Source organism: Vreelandella neptunia (assembly GCF_000712975.1).
Lineage (GTDB): Bacteria > Pseudomonadota > Gammaproteobacteria > Pseudomonadales > Halomonadaceae > Vreelandella > Vreelandella qaidamensis.
In genome coordinates this window covers 1-257 of sequence record NZ_JHQL01000018.1, presented here as the reverse complement: position 1 = coordinate 257, position 257 = coordinate 1, and the positions used below count along the sequence as shown (strand labels likewise).

1 rRNA gene is annotated in these 257 nt (G+C 53.7%); it reads right to left on the bottom strand.

What is annotated here, in order from left to right:
* Positions 1-161: 161 nt before the first annotated feature.
* A 5S ribosomal RNA gene (gene rrf, locus CR46_RS18040) occupies positions 162-257 on the bottom strand; the annotation flags it as partial.

The following is a 257-nucleotide window of genomic DNA, read 5'->3' as shown; positions in this document are numbered from 1 at the left end:
CCATGTTGACCTGTGGTTTTAGGCTGCTGCAGGTCAATGCCAAGGTGGATTCCCGATAACCCCACTCGGGAATGACGGTGTAGTGACTCGGGAATGACGGTGCGGTAGGCACCAACAAAAAACCCCAGCTTCAACTGAAGCTGGGGTTTTTCTTAATAAGTGCCTGACGATGACCTACTCTCGCATGGGGAGACCCCACACTACCATCGGCGCTAAGCGGTTTCACTGCTGAGTTCGGCATGGGATCAGGTGGTTCA